Here is a 16,978-nt window from a genome sequence, read left to right on the forward strand (position 1 = left end):
ATTGCTTGACATTTGTGCAATGCAATAGTAGCGTCTTCATACAGTCTTCTGACTGTAAATACCCTCCTTGGGTGTTTCCTCCCTAGACTTAGCCGCGCTCACAAGCGCGGTTTTTTTTGGCCGGGAAGACGACGGCCAGACGTCAGCGAAATCGAAAAAGAGATCTATTCGGCGGCCAGCGCCCGCTCGCCGGCAAATTTCTCGACATACTCCGCCATCTGCTGCATGAAGTCCGTGACGGCGTCGGCCACTGCAGCGAAATCCTCGCGCTTCTCCAGCGTCAGCTCGTCGACATAGATCGCCCGGTTCACCTCGATCTGCAGCGCGTGCAGGCCGCGCGAGGGGCGGCCGTAATGTTCGGTGATGAAGCCGCCGGCATAGGGCTTGTTGCGGATCGCAGCGAAGCCCATTTCCTCGAGGATGGCGATGGCGGCGCGCGAAAGTTCAGCCGAAGCGCTGGTGCCGTAGCGATCACCAATGATGAAATCAGGTCGCGCAGTGCTGCCGGCAACGCGCACATTGCCGGGCATCGAGTGGCAGTCGATCAACACGCCGAAGCCGAACTGTACATGCGTTCGCGCGATCAGACGGCGGAGCGCCGCATGATAGGGTTTGTAGACCGCTTCGACGCGGTCGAGCCCCTCCTGCACCGGCAGGCGCCGCGCATAGATCTCCATGTTCTCGGCGACGATGCGCGGAATGGTGCCGAGCCCGCCGGCGACCCTGAGCGAATTGACATTGGCATAGGGCGGCAGCAACCCGTCGAACATCCGCGGATCGAGCTCGTAAGGCTCGCGATTGACGTCGAGATAGGCGCGCGGGAAGTTGGCTGCCAGCAACGGCGCGCCGAGTGCGACGGCCGAGCCGAAGAGCTCGTCTACATAGTGATCCTCGGAACGGCGGATGGCGATGCCTTCCAGCCTGGACTGGGCGATAAATTCCGGTGGATAAATGCGGCCGCTATGGGGGGAGTTGTAGACGAAGGGAATGGTCTGCGACACGGGCTCATGGACCTCAAAAAGCTCGTATTCGCGTATTTCCGGCACTTTCGGCCCTCTTTACCATGTCATGAACTGACTGCTTGGCCCATGTTGCCAGTTGCCCGGTCGCAAGTCCATACTATGTAGGAGGGACGGCGGTCACGCACAGGCAATTCACCGGTTGTTTACCGGATAAAGACTAGTGTAAACGGCTGGCAGCCCACCAAAAACCTATGGATCGCGGTCTGGATTGATGACTCAGAAGATACTTCTCGCCGAAGACGACAACGACATGCGCCGCTTCCTGGTGAAAGCGCTCGAAAAGGCCGGCTACAAGGTCCTTTCCTATGACAATGGCGCCAGCGCCTATGACCGGCTGCGCGAGGAGCCGTTTTCCCTGCTGCTGACCGATATCGTCATGCCCGAGATGGACGGCATCGAGCTGGCGCGCCGCGCCACCGAGCTCGACCCCGACCTGAAGGTGATGTTCATCACCGGTTTTGCCGCCGTGGCGCTGAACCCTGATTCGAAGGCGCCGAAGGATGCCAAGGTCCTTTCCAAGCCTTTTCACCTGCGCGATCTCGTCGACGAGGTCAACAAGATGCTTGCCGCGTAAGGCTTGCAGGACGGCGCGTCACAAAACTGAAAAAAGCCTATTGACGGCTCCGAAGGTTTTGTGATCTATGCGCCGCCATCGGATGGGCGTGTAGCTCAGCGGGAGAGCACTACGTTGACATCGTAGGGGTCACAGGTTCAATCCCTGTCACGCCCACCATCCGATCTCCCTGACATCGTTGACAAATCCCCGCCTTGGGGATTTTCTGTTTCCTGAGCCTGGCACGCGCTGCAGATCCAGCACTTTGCGGAGCGAGGGCTTGAACGTGATTGGTCCGCGACCATGATCCGGGCCGGCCTCCTCGGCTTCGGGCATATGCAGTTTCATGTCGTCGAACCCATTAGCATCAGGCTTTGGCTAATTCGATCACGATCCTCGCGGCTGGGGTAGCGATCCTCTGGGACGATTTCAAAAATCCCTAGCGAGACGACCGCTCTTCCCCAAAGCGCGTGGCAGATCTTCGTCGCTTCCCGTCGAGGCGACATTCGCCAGTCACCGATCACTGCCAGTAAGAAGCTGTGGCCCGACATCGGTATGTCCTGGGGTATGTCCTGGCAAAACATGCTGCTTGTCGAGCTTTTGTCCGATTCGTGCCGATCGCAGTGATGGCGTATTCGCATATGAGGACGTGCTCACGCGATCATCAATTGCATATCGTTGCTGAAGTTCAGCCCCTCGTTGCTCAGGCATGCAGAAGCGCGGTTTTGTGACTGACAGATGACGAGTTTATGACAAAATCCGTGTGATTTCAGCAACATAGCAATACCCTCTCGCTGTCACGATCGACAATGCCGTTGCAGTGCAACATACCCTATGTAACTTCCGCGGCGAGGCAGGCACCGAGCCAAAAAGGTGCCGCTTCGGTCACACGGGTTGAAGACACGTAGGGACTGCCGAGGGCAGACGGTCTTCATCCTCTTTGCATCTGAACTGGAGGTTATTCCATGAACATCAAGGGCCTTCTTCTCGGCTCCGCTGCTGCACTTGCAGCAGTATCCGGCGCTCAGGCTGCCGACGCTATCGTTGCTGCCGAGCCGGAACCGGTTGAATACGTTCGCGTCTGCGACGCTTACGGCACCGGCTACTTCTACATCCCGGGCACCGAAACCTGCCTCAAGATCAACGGTTACATTCGTTTCCAGGTTGACGTTGCTCCGAACGCCAGCTCGATCGGCGCCGGCGGCGGTGGTTCTGTCGCCAACGACTCGGACTGGGATGCCCGTACGCGTGGTCAGGTTCAGTTTACGGCCAAGAGCGACACTGAATATGGTCCGCTGACCGGCGTCATCGTCATGCAGTTCAATGCTGACAACGCTTCTGCCCAGAAGGCCCAGCTGGACTCTGCTTACCTCGACATCGCCGGCTTCCGCGCTGGTCTGTTCTACAGCTGGTGGGACGATGGTCTCTCCGGCGAAACGGACGATATCGGTTCTCCGGTAACGCTGCACAACTCTATCCGTTATCAGTACGAAACCGACGCCTTCTACGCTGGCGTCAGCGTTGACGAGCTGGAAGACAGCCCGTTCTATGATGGCGAAACCGCCAACAACGTCGGCGTTGCAGTCGGTCTCGGCGGCAAGGCTGGTGCATTCAGCTACCAGATCACTGCTGGTTATGACACCGACAACGAAGAAGGTGCCGTCCGCGCTATGGGTACGGTTGCTGTTGGTCCGGGCACGCTCGGCCTCGCAGTCGTCTACGCGACCAACCCGAACGCCTATTACAACAAGGCTGAATGGGCGATCGCCGCTGAATACGCCATCAAGGCGACCGACAAGCTGAAGATCACCCCGGCCGTTCAGTACTACGACAACTACGGCGTCACTGCCGGCGAGTTCAACGACGACGTTAGCGCCTGGAAAGCCGGCGTAACGATCGACTACCAGATCGTTGAAAACCTCTCGGCAAAGGTTTCGGTTCAGTACCTCGATCCGGACAATGCTGAAGACGTAACCTCGGGCTTCTTCCGCCTGCAGCGCGCGTTCTGACAAAAGGCTGCCGGCTAGAACAGGATGTCGTCCGAAACCGCTCACACTTTTCGGCATCACGCTCTGGACCGGCAGCTATGAATTCCTGATCTGACTGACCTCCGATCGGGAAAGAATGGGCCTGGACTTCCCTGCCTGGGCCCATTCCCCTTGACCAGACATGCGTCCAAAACGGCACGCTCGATGAGTGCCTTGCCCTGTCGTGTCACATCGGTTCGTTGCCGATGTCCGGCAGCCTATGTCATTGCTGAACCTTGTAACCAGCAAGCTCAACCAACTTTTTACTTATCTGCCGCCGATCGCCGAGCTAGCCCTGCGGCCGAAAAAAATTCGCGCCTCAGCAATAACGGCGCCAAATTCGGACACAGAACAATGCCATGGCGAACCGAGGGTGAGGTAGTGATTCGACTCGCCACGACATGGGGTTTGAAATCGAAATGAAGTTATCCGCGCTTGCTGCTGCCGCAATTTTTTCCGCCGTCCTCGCCTTGCCGGCCTCTGCCGCGCCGGCCGCGCCCGTCGAGACCTTTCCCGGTGCGCCCGGCGTCATTACCCTTTCCGGCAAATGCGCCAAGCTGGTCGTTGCCAAATTCGACGCCACCAAGGGCTGCAAGAACGAGCTTGCCAGCGTCACGCTGGCCAATGGCTTGGTGACCTTCATCTTCTCCTCGGACGGCAAGGCGCTCGGCTTCCAGGGCGACGGCAGCGGCATCAAGCCCGCCTCCAACGGCAATGCCCGCCTGCCGCTCAGCCTCGTCACGACAGGTGTCGGCAACAAGATGACCGGAGAGGTCAAGGTTGCCGGCTTCTGCACCTTCGGCAATCCCTATGCCGGCAAGCCGATCGCGATCGAATGCACCGCCGAGAGCAAGGATTCCTCGTTTACCGGCAGCTTCCGTACCGGCGGCAAGCTGGTGAAAAAGGGTAAGTAGCCGCCCTCAGGCGCACCAGGCGCCGCCGGCGGCCCCTGGCTTGCGTGCCAGGCCCTCGTTGATCAGCTGCGCGCCGAAAGAGCGCCCGTCGCGCGAGACGACGCGCGGCGCGCCAGAGGGCTCGCCCTTGCCCGCAGCATTCATGGTGAAGGGGCCGGCGTTCAGAAGCGCCAGCAGCCGCGACTTGGCGGCAAAGGCCACCCGGCGCTCGCCGTCACAGCGCGCCTGGTCGACCACCGGGCTCGCCATGTCGGCAATCACGATCTTTTCGCCCTTGTACCAGAAGACGCCGCCGTCGCCGACGCAATTGATATGGGCGCCCTGCCCGCAATAGCCGAAGGCGACTGTCCCGGTTTCCGAAACGGCCGGGGAGGCTGGGGACGGCACTGCCTTTATCGGCTGGATCATCGGCGTCGGGATCGCCGCCGGCGGCAGCGATTGCGACTGTGGCAGCGGCACTGCGACTTTCGGCGTGGGTGCGGCAAGCGCAACCTGCTTCGCCGACACGTCCTTCCTGACGACGGGCCTTGGCTCCGCCGTTTCCCGCGTGATCGACGTCGATTGCCTTGCAAGCATCGGCTGGATGCTCTTCCAATGGTCGTGGACGACGATGCCGCCGATCGCGGCAATGCCGATCACCGCCCAGGGCAGCAATCCGCCACCGCTGCTGCGCGCTTTGCTCTTTCCTCTCGCCGGCGCCTTGCGGCGGCCGCGTGTCGCTGTCTTGGCCATCTGTCCGATTCCCGTGAGGCCGGGATTATCGCTGCCCAATCCTTTCCGAAAGGTTGGCGCGGCGACAGGATGATGCCTGGTTCGCTGAACTTTCTCTCCAATGACATGAAAGCGCTGGCGCGGACCGGAGAGACCAACGGGACGGCCGAAACGCATGAGGGAAAAAAGCTGAACAAATTCCGTGCTCAGACGTTAGCCAGCGAAAAATTCCATCTATTCCGGGGAAAAATCCATGGATCTCATCATCGCCGACATGATACCGGCGTCGCGTATCCACTATCCCGTCATCTTCGCCCGCCTCTTCGGCGCCATCGTCTTCGGCGGGCTGATCGGCTTCGAACGCGAGGCACGCGACCGCCCGGCGGGCTTCCGCACCCATATTCTGATCAGTCTTGCCGCTGCCCTCTTCGCCATCATCTCGATCGAGGCCGTGCACATGCCGGGTTTTACCGATGACGAGCAGGTGCGCATCGATCCGCTGCGCGTCATCGAAGCCGTCACCGCCGGCGTCGCCTTCCTTGCCGCCGGCATGATCGTCTTTGCCAGAGGTCGGGTGCACGGGCTGACGACAGGTGCCGGCATGTGGCTCTCCGGCGCGATAGGCCTCGCCATGGGCTTCGGCTATTGGCCGATCGCCTTCTTCACGACGATCGTCGCCATCTGCGTACTCTTCGCCTTCGGCAAACTCGAACAACGGTTCGGCTTTAATTCCGGACAGCGTGTCGATCGCGATGAACAGAAATAGAAAAGCAAAGCGCCCGGCATTATGCCGGGCGCTCGTGTTGTCGGCGTGCCCTTCTGTGGGTCACTCGGCTGTTGGTCATTCAGCGCGTGTAGCCGAAGGATCGCTTTTCCCAACCGATGCGGTGCCGCCGATGGCGGAGAGCGGCTTCTGGCGTTTGCCGATATTGATGCGCTCGTCCGCCGCCTCGCGGACGGCCTGCCATTCATTTTCGTGCCGGATGAAGATCTCGCGGGGCACAAAGTTGATCGTCATATGTTTCTCACCCTGTTTCAAAACTACTGTCATCGCCCAAGGGCTTGCGGAATAGCCGTTATTTCTTGGTCTCTGCATTGCCCTTGATGTCGGGGCCACCCTTGGAAAGATCGGCGCCGGTAACATGGGCCGGCACGTGAATGTCGTGATAAACGCCGGGAGTCAGGGTCAGATCGACATGGTGCGGCGGCAGCACCTGCGCCTTCTGCATGCGGTTCGGCTTCGCCCGCTTCATGCGGTCGGACGCCTCCGTGCGTTTGTCGGGAACATGGGTCGAAGTGTGCATCATCGGCCTCCTTTTTTAAGCTCAACCTCGGCCTAACGGGTGGGCATCGGGATGGTTCCAAAAAAATCATCCAATCCCGGTGTGGTGAACACCCTTGACTGGCCCGCGAAGTTCATTACCTAGAACCTATCCCGCAGCCTTCCAGACATCGGCTGACGGGGAACTTTGGTGCCGGGCCCCTCTGGCGAGAGTTTTTACGGCGCTCTCGTGATGTCGGTACCGCCTGCAGCTTAGCCGGCGGATTTTTCATCGATGAACAAGCTCACCATGCCTGACCCGCGTGCCCGTTGTGGCGTGCGGCGTCTTTTCAATTTGTCCACCCTCTTCGACACGATTTGCGGCCGCGAGGTGCGGCCATGAACCAGACTGTGACCTCTAAGTCCTCGCTCAGCTATTTCCGCTGGGCTTTCATCGTCACTGCCCTCGGCCTCGTTCTCGGCGCCGTGCTCGGCTGGCAGACGACCGGCACAATCGGCGGCATGGCGACCGTCTTCTTCATCTGCACGGTGCTTGCAGTGCTGGAGATATCGCTTTCCTTCGACAATGCCATCGTCAACGCCAACAAGCTGAAGGAGATGACGCCGGTCTGGCAGAAACGCTTCCTCACCTGGGGCATCATCATTGCCGTCTTCGGCATGCGCATCGTCTTCCCGCTGGCGATCGTCGCGATCGCGGCACAGATCGGCCCCTGGGATGCTCTGGTGCTTGCCGCCCGCGAGCCTGCCGAATATGCCCGCATCATGAACGACGCGCATCTGCCGATCGCAGCCTTCGGCGGCACCTTCCTGATGATGGTCGGGCTCAACTACTTCTTCAATCACGAGAAGCAGGTGCATTGGATAGGCGGTCTTGAAAAGATGATGGCGCGTTCCGCCACCATCAAGGGTATCGAGATCGCCTTCGTGCTGGCGCTAATGCTGGTTTTCTCCTGGCTGATCGGCGGCGAGGAAGCCACCGTCTTCGTCCATTGCGCCATCTACGGCCTGCTCACCTTCCTCGCGGTCGAGGTGGTCGGCGGGCTGCTCGATGCCTCGCAGCAGACGATGAGCGCTGCCGCCAAGGGTGGCCTCGGCGCCTTCATCTATCTGGAAGTGCTGGACGCCAGCTTCTCCTTCGACGGCGTCATCGGCGCCTTCGCGCTGACGCAGAACCTCTTCGTCATTGCCATCGGTCTCGGCATCGGCGCTATGTATGTGCGCTCGATGACAATCATGTTGGTGGAGAAGGGAACGCTTGCCGAATATCGCTACCTCGAACATGGCGCCTTCTATGCCATCCTGATCCTCTCGGTGATCATGTATGCGCAGACCATGGTGCACATCCCCGAAGTCATCACCGGACTCGGCGGCGCGGCCTTGATCGGCCTGTCCCTCTGGTCATCCATCCGCCACAACAGGCGCGAAAAGGTCGAGGATCACGTCGCCCGGCAGGAGGAGCTTCACGCCTGACATCGGGTGTCACAGCGCGCCGCGCTGCTGCATCCGTAGGGATAAAAATAAAGCCCGCGACCATCCGGTTGCGGGCTAATTCATTCATGCATGGTTTGAAGGTGTTAGCGGGAGACCCGACCGAAAGAGGCTGGGTCGATGCCGAGTTTCGTCAGATCGTTGGCGCGCGGGCGACGGCCGGCTTCAACAGCAGCGCTGACGGCATTTGCAGCCCCAAGGACGGCGAATGCGCGGCCAAAGAAGCCAGTACGGATTGAATTGCGAAGTGCGGACATTGTCCTTTTCCTCTTGCTCTATGATTGACTGTCCATAGGTGGCGTCACGCATAGACCTCCACAATGCTCAGAAAATCACCTCAGCCATGCAAAAACAGCAGGCCGGCACATGTTTCCATGGCCGGCCTCGAGGGAGGGGGTGGGTCGTCTTTTTGTTCTTAGCGCCGTGCATCCTTTGGGACGCACAAAGGACGCTCTAACACTTTGAAATCTGCGCATCGTGCTTTCCGAAAAGCGATTCCGATTTTCGGGCCGATGCGCTAGTCTTCGTTTGCCGCCAGTTGCGACAGCACCTGGCCCCTGCCCCGCAGCCGCAGGATCAGCGGGATGAGGAAGGCGGCGGCTGCAACGATGAGCAGGCCTGCCGCGATCGGCGACATGACAAGCGTCGTGACATCGCCCTGGCTGATCGCCAGCGCCCGGCGCAGCTGCTGTTCGGCAAGCGGCCCGAGGATCAGGCCGACGACAGCAGGCGCGATCGGATAGCCGAAGAGCCGCATCACATAGCCGAGCAGGCCAAAAGTGAGCAGCATGCCGAGTTCGAACACCGACGGATTGGCGCCGATCGTCCCGAGCGTCGCAAACAGCAGAATACCGGCATAGAGCCATGGCTTCGGGATTGTCAGCAGCTTTACCCAGAGCCCGATCATCGGCAGGTTCAGCACCAGAAGCATCGCATTGGCGATGAGCAGGCTGGCGATCAGCCCCCAGACGAGTTGCGGATTGGTGGCAAACAGCAGCGGCCCCGGCTGCAGCCCGTATTGCTGGAAGCCGGCAAGCATGATCGCCGCCGTCGCGGTCGTCGGCAGGCCGAGTGTCAGAAGCGGCACCAGCGTGCCGGCGGCCGAAGCGTTGTTCGCAGCCTCAGGACCGGCCACGCCCTCGATTGCGCCATGGCCGAACTCTTCCGGGTTTTTCGCCAGCCGCTTTTCGGTCGCATAGGAGAGGAAAGTTCCGATTTCAGCGCCGCCCGCCGGCATCGCGCCGATCGGGAAACCGATCAGCGTGCCGCGCAGCCACGGTTTCCATGAGCGTGACCAGTCCTCAGCGGTCATCCAGAGCGAACCCTTGACCGCCTCGACCTTCTCCGCGATCCGGTTGCCCTGCGCGGCGATATAAAGCGTCTCGCCGATCGCAAACATCGCCACCGCCAAGGTCGTTACCTCGACGCCGTCGAGCAGGTCGGGAATGCCGAAGGAAAGCCTGGCCTGCCCCGTCTGCTGATCGATGCCGACCATGGCGAGCGCGAAACCGATGAACAGCGAGGTCAGGCCCCTGAGCGCCGAATCGCCGAAAGCCGAGGAGACGGTGACGAAGGCAAGCACCATCAGCGCGAAATATTCGCGCGGCCCGAAGACCAGCGCCAGCTTGACGATATAGGGAGCGATGAAGGCAAGCCCGAGCGTGGCGATCAGGCCGGCGACGAAGGAGCCGATCGCCGCCGTCGCCAGCGCCGGTCCGCCGCGCCCGGCGCGCGCCATCTTGTTGCCCTCGAGCGCGGTGACGATCGAGGCGCTTTCACCCGGCGTGTTGAGCAGGATCGAGGTCGTCGAACCGCCATACATGCCGCCGTAATAGATGCCGGCGAACATGATCAGCGAGCCGCCGGGATCGAGCTTGTAGGTGACAGGCAACAGCAGCGCCACGGTAAGTGCCGGGCCGATGCCGGGAAGCACGCCGACGGCAGTGCCGAGCGTCACGCCGACCAGCGCATAAACCAGGTTCATCGGCTGCATTGCAACCAGGATACCCTGCCATAGGAATTCGAATGTGCTCATCTTGGTGCCCCAAGCGGCGTTCCGGACCATCCCATTTCGGGGTCAGGCGCCGCGCAAAATCAAAAGAGCTGACAGCGCGTCCGCGCGGTCAGAAGAACAGATGTTCGAGCGGGCCGGCCGGCAGCGTCAGTTGTAGCAGCTGCGAGAAGATCGCCCAGACGACGAAGCTGAGGACGATGCCAAGCGGCAGCGAGATCCAGAGCTTGCGCTTGCCGAAGCCGCGTGCCGTCAGCGCGAAGAGGATGCCGGTCGCGATCGAGAAGCCGGCGACGCGCAAAAGCAGCATCTGGCCGGCAAGACCGGCGACGATCCAGATGACGGGTGCGACTTCCTGCGGGTCACGTTCGGGAAAATCGCCGCGCCAGGCTTCGAAGGCGGTCCAGATCCCAAGACAGAAGAGGCCGAACGCCACCACTTGAGGCACTGTCGCCGGACCGATGCGGTCGTATTGCGCAATCGTTTTCAGATGGGAGGCATCCCAGGCCATCACGCCGGCGACGACGAAGAGGAAAACGGCAATGATGAACGCCGCCCAATCAGGGCGGCGCTCGGTTGCCGAGGAGGGGTTACCCTCGCTCATTGAACAAGTCCGATATCTTTGAGAATGCCTTCAGTGGCGGCGACATCCTTCTCGAGCTGCGCCTTGAAGGCGTCGCCGGACAGATAGGTATCGGCCCAGCCCTTGGTCTTCAGGGTTTCCTGCCAGGTGGCGGAACTGTGCAGCTTCTCGAAATCGGCAGTGACGGCTGCCACCTGCTCTGCCGACAGACCGGGGGCAGCGGCGACCATGCGCCAGTTCTGGATGGTGACGTCGGTGCCGGCTTCCTTCAGTGTCGGAGCATCGACGCCGTCGATACGCTTATCGCTGGATACGGCGAGAACACGGAGCGTGCCGGATTTCACCTGCGATTCGAATTCGCTATAGCTCGAGACGCCGGCTGTGACCTGGCCGCCGAGAATGGCGGCGAGCGCTTCACCGCCGCCGGAGAAGGCGACATAGTTGATCTTGGTCGGATCGACGCCGGAAGCCTTGGCGATCAGGCCGACGGCGATGTGGTCGGTGCCGCCGGCAGAGCCGCCGCCCCAGGAAACCGCACCCGGATCCTTCTTCAGCGCCGCGACCAGATCGGCCATCGTCTTGATCTCGGACGCGGCAGGAACGACGACGGCCTCATATTCGCCGGTCAGACGGGCGATCGGCGTAACGTCCTTGAGCGTCACCGGCGACTTGTTGGTGAGGATCGCGCCGACCATGACATAGCCGCCGACAATCAGCGAATTCGGGTTGCCGGCAGCCTGGCTGCTGAACTGCGCAAGGCCGATGGTGCCGCCGGCGCCCGGAACGTTCTGGACCTGCACGTTGCCGGAGATCTTCTCCTGCTGCAGCGCGGTCTGCAGCGAACGGGCCGTCTGGTCCCAGCCGCCGCCGGGAGCGGCGGGCGCGATGATGGTGTAATCGGCCGCATAGGCCGGCAGCGCGATGGTCGCTGCGAAAAGGGTTGCGATGAACGTATGCTTCACGATGTGTCCTCCGTCGGCGGCTGAGCAGACCGCCTGTTATTCTCAAGGGAATCAGGAGGAATGGCTGCCAGCGGACGCAAGCGTCCTGAATGACGAGCGGAATACCTCCCAAGGCTTCAGCTCTCCGCCTCCACGGAGAAGAAGTAGCCAAAGCGACCACAACAACCTGTCATTTAGCTGACATCGGTGAGATATCCAGAAGGACGGGACACTTTTTTGCCGTAATTGGCAGCTGCCGATCTAAATCCCGGTTCTTCGCTGCCGGATGGCCAGTACTTCCAGCCGCCGCGAAGCATGGCCGCGAGCCCCATCTGGCGAGAGCTCCAGGCGGAGCGATCCAAAGCGCTATAAGGCGAAGCCCACCGAAAGCGCCTTCACTGCATCCGCAGAACCTCGTTCCAATGCGCGATCAGCCGCGCCCGCTTCACCTGGTCGAGATAGACCATCAGCCCGGGGCTGACCGGCACCGGCCGCAGTTGGGCGCCGAGCAGTTCCTGCAGCGTATTGGCGGTATTCTCCCCTGCCACCTCGGGGCTGACGGCCGGGATCTGCAGCTCGCGCGCCATGATCGTCTGCCCTTCCCTCGACATGAAGAAGGTAAGGTAACGCCGACCGAGCTCCGGATCGGCGGCGGCCTGCGGCACCAGCCCGATCCGCGACATCACCACGGTATAATCCTTCGGCAGCACGATGCCGACATCGGGATAGCGCGACGCCCAGTCGGCCGCATAGGAGCCGAGAATATTGTAGCCGAGCACGAAGCGCCCGTCGGCAACGCGTTCGAGGATCGCCGAACTCGTCGAATAAAGCTTGACGCCGGCAGCCCCCATCGCCCCGATCACCGACCAGATGTCGCCGAACTGCTCCTGGTCGCGCGCCATGAAAAGAAAGCCGACGCCGGAGCGCTCGATATCGTAGGTGCCGATCCGCCCATAGACGTCGTTGCCCTTGCGTTTCAGATAATCGACGAATTCAGCCCGCGAACTCGGCACCGGCTCATGGGCAAAGCTCGGCTTGTGATAGACGAACACCGCCGGCTCGAAGGTGAGCGCATAGGCGGTGTTGCGCCAGTTCGCCCATTTCGGCCATGGCGCACTCATCGGCAGGTTGCTGACCTGCGCATATCCGTCGTTGGAAAGCTTCACCTGCAGGTCCATCGCCGACGAAAAGGCGAAATCCGCCGTCTTCTTGCCGGCATCCGTCTCCCGGACGATGCGGTCGTAAATGTCGCCGGTCAGCATGTCCTCATATTTGACCGCGACATCGGGATTGGCCTCCTGGAAACCCCGGATCATCGGCTGCGCCAGGGGCTCGTCGAGCGAGGAATAAACCGTCAGCACCGGCGCATTGGCATTGCCCGATTTTGCCGGATAGAAGGCCTGATCCGCCAAGGCAAAACCCGGCCAGAACGCCAGCAGCAAGATGAAAGCTCTCCTCATGCAGCAACAATGCCTGAGCACGCCGGGAGGAGCAAGGGCGCGGCCGAGGCGGCAGGCGGTGCGTGACGGGATCACAGTTCCCGCTCGAAGAAGAGCAGGATCTGTTCGAGCTCCGGCGGGACCTTATAGTAAGCATTCCGCTCCCGGAAGCCGAGGCGCCGATAGAGCCCCTGCGCTGCCGTCTGAAAAATGCCGGTGTCAAGCCGCATCGAGTGATAGCCGTCAGCTCTCGCCTGGGTGATCGATGCCTCGCAGAGCGCAACGGCAACACCATGACCGCGAGCGGCGGCCGAGACGAAAAGCCTTTTCATCTCAGCAATGTCAGGCGCCTGCTCGTGATGCATGACGCAGCCGACAGGCTCTCCGTCGAGCCGCGCCACGAAGATCGCGCCCTTCGGCCTTGCGTGAATCTGCGGCAGGTCGATGAGCAGCGCCTCGAACTTTTGCGGATTGTAATAGAGATCGATCACCGACCGATGCTGGGGATAATTGTCATAGAGCCATTGCCGGAATGATCGGCAGAGATCTCGCACGGCGGCGATCTCTGCCGGACTTTTCGCGAGCTCGATCGTCAACTCTCCCATCTGCCAAACCTCCCGATCCCTCACCGCTTCTATCACGAACATACTGCGCGGTGGAGATCGAAGGCCGGATTAGAGCAATACCAGGAAAAGTGCGAAGCGGTTTTCGGACGACATCATGCTCTAACTATATAATGGGGAACAGGATTCAGATTTTAGGCCCACCCGGCCTAAAATCATCCTGTTCTAGGCGGCGAGCCATTCCATCAGCGCATTCTGCGCGTGCAGCAGAAAAGCCTTGGCGTCACGGCTTCGGCAAAGCGGATGCTCCATCGCTTCGGCCGTCACTTCCTGGCCGCGTGTAACCGGCGGGCACGGCAGGAAGATCGCATCCTCCGGCAAACGATCGAGCACATCGGTCCCGATCCGATAGCCGGCGAGTGCGTCCGAGGGGCCATCGCCCGGCCATGAATCGGTGATGACGACATCGGCATCCGATAGCTCGCCCATATCGGTACTCGCGCGGAAGCGTCCGTTGAACAACGCGGCGTCACGGATGTGCCAGCGTTCGGGATAGACCTGCACCACCTCGATCGGCAATACGATCGACGCCTCGGCCCAGGAACGGAGGATATTTGCGTCCGCCGCCACGCCAACGACCTTCAACCTGTCGATCGAGCCGCGCCGGCTGTTGATATAGGCAAGATCGCCGAGCGTCTCGCAAGGGTGGTTGGAGCGTGAGCGCGCATTGATGACAGGCACCGGCGAGACTGCCGCCACTGCCTTCAACGTCGCAAGCTCTTTGGTGCGGATCACCAGCATGTCGAACCAGTTGCCGAGATAACCCGAGAGATCGCCGGTTTCCTCCCTGGTATTGAAGCCGATCGGCACATGCACGCAGATACCACCCATCGCCTGGATGCCGAGATCGAAGGCGGTCGTATTGCGCCAGCCGCCGTCGTCGACAATCAGCGCGACGCGTTTTCCCGCAAGGGTCTGCGGCATCGCACGATCATCCCAGGCTTTTGCCAGTTCACCGGCGCGAGCGACAATCGATCGAAGCCCGACCTCCGGAACATCATGAAACTCCAGAAAATTCCGGGCCGACCCTGTCATCAAAAATCTCCGTCGGGCATGAAACGTCGCCACAATAACCTTCACTGGCCTCACGGCAATCGCCGAAGCAACGGCGAATCACAGTGCATACCGTGTTGGGTTACCTCGCGATTCGTCTTCCAAGCCGTGCCACTGGGTCCGCTCAAGCCTTAAATCGATCGGCGATCAGTATTATGATGCCGATCCGGGAAGTATCGACCGAAGCAGAACACTCTCGCTTTCTCCGATTGGAATCCCCTTTTCATCACAAAGGATTAGGGATCGGCTCAATCCTTCACCCATATAGAGTATTGATGAAGATCGACGACGTTATATGGTCGCGCTGCCGCGCCAAAAACGTCGAAACCGCCCGAATTTCTTATTCGGGGGACGACTTTACGCGACAAAAACTCTATAAAAAGCTAGACTAAACTGGGAAGATCCATGGGAGGGGTCATGGAACGACGACTGAGCGCTATTCTCGCTGCTGATGTCGTCGGCTACAGCCGGCTGATGGGCATCGATGAATCCGGCACGTTGCAGGCGCTGAACCGCCATCGCTGTGAGCTGGTCGATATTCGTATATCAGACTACAAGGGCCGGATCGTCAAACTCACCGGCGACGGCATCCTTGCCGAATTCCAGAGCGTGGTGAATGCGGTCGCCTGCGCCGCCGAGATCCAGCGCAGCATGGCGGCCCGCAACGAGAACGTGCCCAAGGACGAGCGCGTCGAATTCCGCATCGGCATCAATCTCGGAGACGTCGTGGTTGAGAACGGCGACATATTCGGAGATGGCGTCAATCTCGCCGCCAGGCTTGAGCGTATCGCAGCGCCGGGCGGCATCGCTGTGTCGGCCTCGGTGCGCGATCAGGTCGGCTCACGCCTCAATCTCGGCTTCGAATTCATCGGCGAGCATATGCTGAAGAACATCCGGCAGCCTGTTCAGGTCTATACCGTCAGCTTGGCGCCGCCTTCCTCCGCCAGATTGGTCGCGCAGAACCGCAATACCTGCTTCATCGCGGTGCTGCCCTTCACCAATATGAGCGGCGATGCCGATCAGGATTACTTCTCCGACGGCATTACCGAAGATATCATCACCGATCTCTCCAAGATCTCCAGCCTGCACGTCGTGCCGCGCAATACGATCTTCACCTACAAGGGCATATCGGTAAAGGTGAAGCGGCTCGCTCAGGAGCTTGGCGTGCGCTACGTGCTCGAGGGAAGTGTGCGCATCGTCGGCAATCGCGTGCGCATTTCCGGCCAGCTGATCGATACCGCCAATGGCGACCATCTCTGGGCCGAGCGTTACGACCGCGACATGACCGACATCTTCGCCATCCAGGACGAGATCACCCATGCGATCGTCGGCCAGTTGAAGGTGCGTCTGCTGCCGGAAGAGAAGAAGGCGATTGCGACTGAGCCGACCGCCAATGTCGAGGCCTACACCTATTATCTCAGGGGCCGCCAGCTCTCCCACACCTGGACCAAATCCTATCTCCAGCTCGCAAGGCGCATGTTCTGCAAGGCGGTCGAGCTCGATCCGGATTATGCCCGCGCCTACGCCGGCATCGCCGATTGCGACGCGGCGATCCGCGATTGGGCACCTGACGACGTGCCGCTGAGGCGCATCCTCGAGATGAGCGCCCGTGCCCTGGCGCTTGATCCCGACCTTCCCGAAGCCCACGCCTCCCATGGTCTCGCTTTGCATCAGAGCGGCTATGACGATAGGGCGGCCGCGGCCTTCGAACGTGCCCTGGCGCTCGACCCGAACCTCTTCGAGGCGAATTTCCATTATGCCCGGTTCTTCTTCATGCACGGCAACTTTGCCGAATCGGTGCAATATTTCACCCGCGCCGCCGCAATCCGTCCGGACGACTACGTCTCGCCGATCCACCTGATGTCCGCCTACCGCTCGCTCGGCCGGGTGCTGGATACGGAGAACTGGGCGCGCCTCGGCCTGCTGCGCGCCGAACGCGCCCTCAACCTCAATCCGGAAAATTCCGGCCCCGCCCATCGCGGCGCGCTGGCGCTTGCCCACATGGGCGACGCGACAAGGGCACGCGACTGGGCGGCTCGTGCGATCGCCATCGATCCTGATGACATCGTCGCGCAGTATAATCTCGCCTGCGTCTATTCCGTTCTCGGCGACGTCGACCAGGCGATCGATCTGCTGGAGAAGCTGCTGCCGAACAGCTCCGTCTACCATATAAAATGGTTCGACAATGATTCCGATCTCGACAACATCCGCGACGATCCCCGCTTCCGGAAGTTGCTCACCGCCGCAATGATGCAGCGCGAACGGATCGAAAGGACCGGAAGCTAACGCCGGTCTTTCCAGGCGTTCACCCAATCTTCAAAATCGCTGTGA

The 16,978-nt window shown here is 60.7% G+C and carries 17 protein-coding genes and 1 tRNA gene; 7 read left to right on the top strand and 11 right to left on the bottom strand.

What is annotated here, in order from left to right; translation table 11 throughout:
- Window positions 1-164 precede the first annotated feature (164 nt).
- Window positions 165-1,046 carry an N-formylglutamate amidohydrolase gene (locus tag RLCC275e_RS18400; RefSeq protein ID WP_011653502.1) on the bottom strand — a complete coding sequence of 294 codons (882 nt, stop codon included), beginning with the start codon at window positions 1,044-1,046 and terminating at the stop codon, window positions 165-167.
- A gap of 187 nt (window positions 1,047-1,233) precedes the next feature.
- Here RLCC275e_RS18400 and cpdR1 point away from each other — a divergent pair, with 187 nt between their 5' ends.
- The 4 genes from cpdR1 (at window position 1,234) to RLCC275e_RS18420 (ending at window position 4,516) form a co-directional block, all read left to right on the top strand.
- A complete protein-coding gene (gene cpdR1 / locus RLCC275e_RS18405; protein WP_003542883.1) occupies window positions 1,234-1,596 on the top strand; it encodes a response regulator CpdR1 in 363 nt (120 codons plus the stop codon).
- 84 nt (window positions 1,597-1,680) lie between these two features.
- Window positions 1,681-1,755: transfer RNA gene (locus tag RLCC275e_RS18410), tRNA-Val, on the top strand.
- Window positions 1,756-2,540: 785 nt separating this feature from the next.
- The gene (locus RLCC275e_RS18415) at window positions 2,541-3,584 is read left to right on the top strand and encodes a porin (RefSeq protein ID WP_033179675.1); all 1,044 of its coding nucleotides are present in this window, start codon (window positions 2,541-2,543) and stop codon (window positions 3,582-3,584) included.
- Window positions 3,585-4,021: 437 nt separating this feature from the next.
- Window positions 4,022-4,516, top strand: a complete 495-nt coding sequence (locus RLCC275e_RS18420; protein ID WP_245485048.1) for a hypothetical protein — start codon at window positions 4,022-4,024, stop codon at window positions 4,514-4,516.
- Between the two features lie 6 nt (window positions 4,517-4,522).
- On the opposite strand, the gene RLCC275e_RS18425 is transcribed toward RLCC275e_RS18420, so the two are convergent.
- Complete coding sequence (locus RLCC275e_RS18425) at window positions 4,523-5,248, bottom strand: hypothetical protein (RefSeq protein ID WP_033180615.1); 726 nt, start codon at window positions 5,246-5,248, stop codon at window positions 4,523-4,525.
- Between the two features lie 232 nt (window positions 5,249-5,480).
- On the opposite strand from RLCC275e_RS18425, the gene RLCC275e_RS18430 reads away from it, so the two are divergent.
- Window positions 5,481-5,993, top strand: coding sequence for an MgtC/SapB family protein (locus RLCC275e_RS18430; RefSeq protein WP_033179673.1), 513 nt, complete (start codon window positions 5,481-5,483; stop codon window positions 5,991-5,993).
- Window positions 5,994-6,068: 75 nt separating this feature from the next.
- On the opposite strand, the gene RLCC275e_RS18435 is transcribed toward RLCC275e_RS18430, so the two are convergent.
- Window positions 6,069-6,245, bottom strand: coding sequence for a hypothetical protein (locus tag RLCC275e_RS18435; RefSeq protein WP_164902904.1), 177 nt, complete (start codon window positions 6,243-6,245; stop codon window positions 6,069-6,071).
- Between the two features lie 58 nt (window positions 6,246-6,303).
- Window positions 6,304-6,534 (bottom strand): hypothetical protein, encoded by a 231-nt coding sequence (locus RLCC275e_RS18440; RefSeq protein ID WP_033179672.1) that lies wholly within the window; start codon window positions 6,532-6,534, stop codon window positions 6,304-6,306.
- Between the two features lie 353 nt (window positions 6,535-6,887).
- Between RLCC275e_RS18440 and RLCC275e_RS18445 the strand changes: the two genes are divergently transcribed.
- Window positions 6,888-7,979 (top strand): DUF475 domain-containing protein, encoded by a 1,092-nt coding sequence (locus RLCC275e_RS18445; RefSeq protein ID WP_033179671.1) that lies wholly within the window; start codon window positions 6,888-6,890, stop codon window positions 7,977-7,979.
- Between the two features lie 104 nt (window positions 7,980-8,083).
- Here the strand turns inward: RLCC275e_RS18445 and RLCC275e_RS18450 are convergent, their stop codons facing one another.
- From RLCC275e_RS18450 to RLCC275e_RS18480, 7 genes are all read right to left on the bottom strand, one after another.
- The gene (locus RLCC275e_RS18450) at window positions 8,084-8,254 is read right to left on the bottom strand and encodes a hypothetical protein (RefSeq protein ID WP_164902903.1); all 171 of its coding nucleotides are present in this window, start codon (window positions 8,252-8,254) and stop codon (window positions 8,084-8,086) included.
- A 260-nt stretch (window positions 8,255-8,514) separates the two neighbouring features.
- Entirely contained in the window at window positions 8,515-10,032 is a 1,518-nt protein-coding gene (locus tag RLCC275e_RS18455; protein WP_033180614.1) for a tripartite tricarboxylate transporter permease, read from the bottom strand.
- Between the two features lie 88 nt (window positions 10,033-10,120).
- Window positions 10,121-10,612: a tripartite tricarboxylate transporter TctB family protein gene (locus RLCC275e_RS18460; protein ID WP_033179670.1), complete on the bottom strand. Its 492-nt coding sequence runs from the start codon at window positions 10,610-10,612 to the stop codon at window positions 10,121-10,123.
- Window positions 10,609-11,553: a Bug family tripartite tricarboxylate transporter substrate binding protein gene (locus RLCC275e_RS18465; protein ID WP_033179669.1), complete on the bottom strand. Its 945-nt coding sequence runs from the start codon at window positions 11,551-11,553 to the stop codon at window positions 10,609-10,611. Before RLCC275e_RS18465 ends, RLCC275e_RS18460 begins: the two co-directional genes overlap by 4 nt.
- 374 nt (window positions 11,554-11,927) lie before the next feature.
- Window positions 11,928-12,974, bottom strand: a complete 1,047-nt coding sequence (locus RLCC275e_RS18470) for an ABC transporter substrate-binding protein (protein ID WP_033179668.1) — start codon at window positions 12,972-12,974, stop codon at window positions 11,928-11,930.
- An 89-nt stretch (window positions 12,975-13,063) separates the two neighbouring features.
- Entirely contained in the window at window positions 13,064-13,576 is a 513-nt protein-coding gene (locus RLCC275e_RS18475) for a GNAT family N-acetyltransferase (RefSeq protein ID WP_033179667.1), read from the bottom strand.
- Window positions 13,577-13,759: 183 nt separating this feature from the next.
- Window positions 13,760-14,629 carry an ornithine carbamoyltransferase gene (locus RLCC275e_RS18480; protein ID WP_033179666.1) on the bottom strand — a complete coding sequence of 290 codons (870 nt, stop codon included), beginning with the start codon at window positions 14,627-14,629 and terminating at the stop codon, window positions 13,760-13,762.
- A gap of 435 nt (window positions 14,630-15,064) precedes the next feature.
- Between RLCC275e_RS18480 and RLCC275e_RS18485 the strand changes: the two genes are divergently transcribed.
- A complete protein-coding gene (locus tag RLCC275e_RS18485) occupies window positions 15,065-16,933 on the top strand; it encodes an adenylate/guanylate cyclase domain-containing protein (RefSeq protein ID WP_033179665.1) in 1,869 nt (622 codons plus the stop codon).
- The last annotated feature ends 45 nt before the right edge of the window (window positions 16,934-16,978 follow it).

Origin of the sequence: Rhizobium brockwellii, assembly GCF_000769405.2 — a bacterium.
Taxonomy (GTDB): Bacteria; Pseudomonadota; Alphaproteobacteria; order Rhizobiales; family Rhizobiaceae; genus Rhizobium; species Rhizobium brockwellii.

What these genes read in the sequence shown, in the direction of transcription:
- RLCC275e_RS18445 (WP_033179671.1), top strand. Translation starts at nt 6,888, where the DNA reads ATGAACCAGACTGTGACCTCTAAGTCCTCGCTCAGCTATTTCCGCTGG.
- cpdR1 (WP_003542883.1), top strand. Translation starts at nt 1,234, where the DNA reads ATGACTCAGAAGATACTTCTCGCCGAAGACGACAACGACATGCGCCGC.
- RLCC275e_RS18435 (WP_164902904.1), bottom strand. Translation starts at nt 6,245, where the DNA reads ATGACGATCAACTTTGTGCCCCGCGAGATCTTCATCCGGCACGAAAAT.
- RLCC275e_RS18440 (WP_033179672.1), bottom strand. Translation starts at nt 6,534, where the DNA reads ATGATGCACACTTCGACCCATGTTCCCGACAAACGCACGGAGGCGTCC.
- RLCC275e_RS18420 (WP_245485048.1), top strand. Translation starts at nt 4,022, where the DNA reads ATGAAGTTATCCGCGCTTGCTGCTGCCGCAATTTTTTCCGCCGTCCTC.
- RLCC275e_RS18480 (WP_033179666.1), bottom strand. Translation starts at nt 14,629, where the DNA reads ATGACAGGGTCGGCCCGGAATTTTCTGGAGTTTCATGATGTTCCGGAG.
- RLCC275e_RS18460 (WP_033179670.1), bottom strand. Translation starts at nt 10,612, where the DNA reads ATGAGCGAGGGTAACCCCTCCTCGGCAACCGAGCGCCGCCCTGATTGG.
- RLCC275e_RS18475 (WP_033179667.1), bottom strand. Translation starts at nt 13,576, where the DNA reads ATGGGAGAGTTGACGATCGAGCTCGCGAAAAGTCCGGCAGAGATCGCC.
- RLCC275e_RS18485 (WP_033179665.1), top strand. Translation starts at nt 15,065, where the DNA reads ATGGAACGACGACTGAGCGCTATTCTCGCTGCTGATGTCGTCGGCTAC.
- RLCC275e_RS18425 (WP_033180615.1), bottom strand. Translation starts at nt 5,248, where the DNA reads ATGGCCAAGACAGCGACACGCGGCCGCCGCAAGGCGCCGGCGAGAGGA.
- RLCC275e_RS18430 (WP_033179673.1), top strand. Translation starts at nt 5,481, where the DNA reads ATGGATCTCATCATCGCCGACATGATACCGGCGTCGCGTATCCACTAT.
- RLCC275e_RS18415 (WP_033179675.1), top strand. Translation starts at nt 2,541, where the DNA reads ATGAACATCAAGGGCCTTCTTCTCGGCTCCGCTGCTGCACTTGCAGCA.
- RLCC275e_RS18450 (WP_164902903.1), bottom strand. Translation starts at nt 8,254, where the DNA reads ATGTCCGCACTTCGCAATTCAATCCGTACTGGCTTCTTTGGCCGCGCA.
- RLCC275e_RS18455 (WP_033180614.1), bottom strand. Translation starts at nt 10,032, where the DNA reads ATGAGCACATTCGAATTCCTATGGCAGGGTATCCTGGTTGCAATGCAG.